The organism is uncultured Corynebacterium sp. (assembly GCF_946998835.1).
Classification (GTDB): domain Bacteria; phylum Actinomycetota; class Actinomycetes; order Mycobacteriales; family Mycobacteriaceae; genus Corynebacterium.
In genome coordinates this window covers 1-2,915 of record NZ_CAMQAZ010000065.1, presented here as the reverse complement: position 1 = coordinate 2,915, position 2,915 = coordinate 1, and the positions used below count along the sequence as shown (strand labels likewise).

2 protein-coding genes are annotated in these 2,915 nt (G+C 61.4%); both read right to left on the bottom strand.

Features of this window, described 5'->3' with window-relative positions:
* Positions 1 to 225: 225 nt before the first annotated feature.
* A complete protein-coding gene (gene dprA, locus Q0U90_RS11555; RefSeq protein ID WP_297455311.1) occupies positions 226 to 1,368 on the bottom strand; it encodes a DNA-processing protein DprA in 1,143 nt (380 codons plus the stop codon).
* A 50-nt stretch (positions 1,369 to 1,418) separates the two neighbouring features.
* Entirely contained in the window at positions 1,419 to 2,858 is a 1,440-nt protein-coding gene (locus Q0U90_RS11550) for a YifB family Mg chelatase-like AAA ATPase (RefSeq protein WP_297455308.1), read from the bottom strand.
* Positions 2,859 to 2,915 lie beyond the last annotated feature (57 nt).

The window sequence follows — 2,915 nt, the reverse complement described above, 5'->3', positions numbered from 1 at the left end:
CACATCTAACCCCAGCGACACGCCGAGCCAGACACACTTTTTGAGCCTTAACCCACCATACAGGCCTTGCATAGGAAAAGGCAGTGGCCCCGACTTTCGCCAGAGCCACTGCCCTATTGCCTCACCCATGTCACAAGCCCGTTTCCGTAACAGTTACTTAGGCTTGCCTTGCCTATATTACTGAGTGTCCAGCAAATTGCAATACCTAATTCGAAATTTTTTATCTCACAGTTTTTCTGAGGTTTCCTGACGCAACCACCCACCCGCTATTCGCTTGGTCAGCTCTTGTGTTTGTAGCTCCAGCAGCAAATGAGTCGTAAGAGCTACGGAGAATCCCGCCTGCGCGGCGACCTCCCCCACTGGCGTTGGCTCCGCGGCGTTGAGAGAATCGTAGACAGCAAGCCCATTGCGCGAAAGCTTCTGCACCACCGACTTTTCCCATAGCAATTCCAGTTGGGCATCCTCATTCACTGTGCCAACTGTCCGATGCAGTGACTGCACGTTGTCGGCGCTGCACACCAGTACAGCTTCGCCACTCCGGATGAGGTCATGACAGCCAGAGGTGGTCCGAAGCGTCACTGGCCCCGGCACCGCACCCAGGGGCTTGTTCAATCGCACTGCCCAATGGGCTGTATTGCGCGCGCCTGAACGCCAGCCGGCCTCAACGATTACGGTTGCTTGCGAAAGAGCCGCTACCAATCGATTCCTCGTCAAGAACCGGTGACGAGCCGGCCGTACACCCGGCGGATACTCCGTAATCAACGCACCCCGCTGTGCAATCTGGTCAAAGAGCTCGGCATGCGCCCGCGGATAGTCAACACCTACGCCGCCCGCTCCGACCACGACCGTCATGCCTCCAGCGTCGAGCGCAGCTCGGTGCGCTGCGGCATCAATCCCCAGCGCACCACCGCTGATGACACTAACCCCGGTACTCGCGAATTGCCGTGCGAACTGCGCTGCCACCTGTGTGCCGTAGCTGCTGGCCATCCGAGTTCCCACAATCGCCACCGCTTCGCCGAGTACCTCCCGCAAGTCACGGCCACGCACCCACAGTGCGAGTGGTGGCGCATCGGCGCGGTCACGGACTTCGAGCGTCGCAAAGCAGGAGAGCAGCTCCACCGGCCATTCGGGATGCCCTGGATAAATCAGACGCCACCCCATCGCCGCAGCATCGTCCAAATCGCGGGCGCTCTGATCCGTCTCTGCGCGTGCCTGTGTCGTATTGAGCAGCCCCTCCGGCAGCCCGGCGCGAGACTTAATTCTTTCCGCGACCTCCACCGCCCCGAACTCCTCCACCAGCGGCACAATCTGTGGATGCGTCGCCTCTATCACACGGTTCAAGTAGGCCCATGCGTGAATCTCGTCCATTGTCTCCCCCTTGATAATGGTCTGGTTGTTGTTTTAGCCGCTCGTTGTAATTAGCCGCTATCGCGGTCGTGGAGCTGGCTGGCGCGTTGCACATGTTCAAAGGTGAATGCGTCCACGCCCTCGAGGTCCGCGAGCGTCCACGCCACCGCAATCACCTTGTCCACTCCACGCTGGGTAATCTCTCCACTCCTCAGCTGGAAGTCCAACAGCGCCATCGCTTCCTCGTCCAGCCCCGCGTGACGACGCAGAAACGAACGCGGCACACTCGCATTAGTGACGGCCGCGTCGTCGGCCAACCCCAGGGACTGCCACCTGTGGCATGCACGGTCACGGGCAGCTTGCACTCGGTCGCGGACCACCGCAGAGGTCTCGTTGTGCGCCTTGCCTTTAAGCCCAAGCGTGGCCCCGGCAGGACTGAGCGTGACGTTGACATCCATGCGGTCGCGCAGCGGACCCGATAGTGCGCGGCCATGCTTGACTCGCTCGGTACTAGAGCAGGTACATTCGCTGGCATACGCGGCCCCACAACGGCACGGGTTGGTCGCCATGACCAACTGCGTTCTCGCCGGAAAGGTCACTCGATGGTGGGTACGCAGGTGGACGACAACTCCGTTTTCCATGGGCATCCGCAGGGCATCCAGTACAGCCGGTCGCATGAGGGTGATTTCGTCCAAAAAGAGCACTCCATGGTGGGCGAGACTAATCGCGCCGGGCTTGGGCACGGCTCCGCCGCCAACCAGCGCTGCTACGGTCGCACTGTGATGCGGAGCCACAAAGGGTGGATGATGGACAAGGGTGTCCGTAGTATCCAGCGCCCCTGCCACCGAATGCAGCGCAGTGACCTCCAGCTGTTGCCACTTCTGTAATGGCGGCAGAATTGTCGGCAGGCGCTCGGCGAGCATGGACTTTCCTGTCCCCGGAGAGCCCTGCAGAAACAGGTTGTGCCCACCAGCTGCCGCTACCTCGAGGGCAAAACGCCCCTCGGTCTGGCCATCGACATCGGCTAGATCTACCGAGAAGGCTTGCGCGCTGGGGTCGTCGTTAAGCGCGGGCGTCAAACCGGATCCGGTGAGGACCCAACCCCACAGCTGAGTGAGATTGGCGGCGGTGCATACTGCGATGCCGTCAACAAGTGCGGCCTCGGCGGCGTTCGCGGCGGGAACGACAACCCAGCGGACTCCGGCCTCGCGAGCGGCAAGGACCTGCGGAAGCACCCCGCGCACTGAGCGAATGGAGCCGTCGAGCCCGAGTTCGCCGATGAGCACCGTGTGCCGAAGACGGCCGCGGGCCTCCATATCACCACTGGTTGCGATGAGGATGGCGCAGACGATAGCGAGGTCGAAGCTAGTGCCGTGCTTGCGGATATGCGCCGGCGACAGACTGACCACGACTTTTGTCTTCGGCCAGGGCAGCTGCGAGTTGGCAACCGCGGTGCGCACGCGGTGTTTCGCTTCCCCGACGGCGGTATCGCCGAGCCCACCGATGTACATCCCTGAAGCGTCCTGGGTTTAGTTCCTACCTCAGCTAAGGAAGGATTGAACTATGCC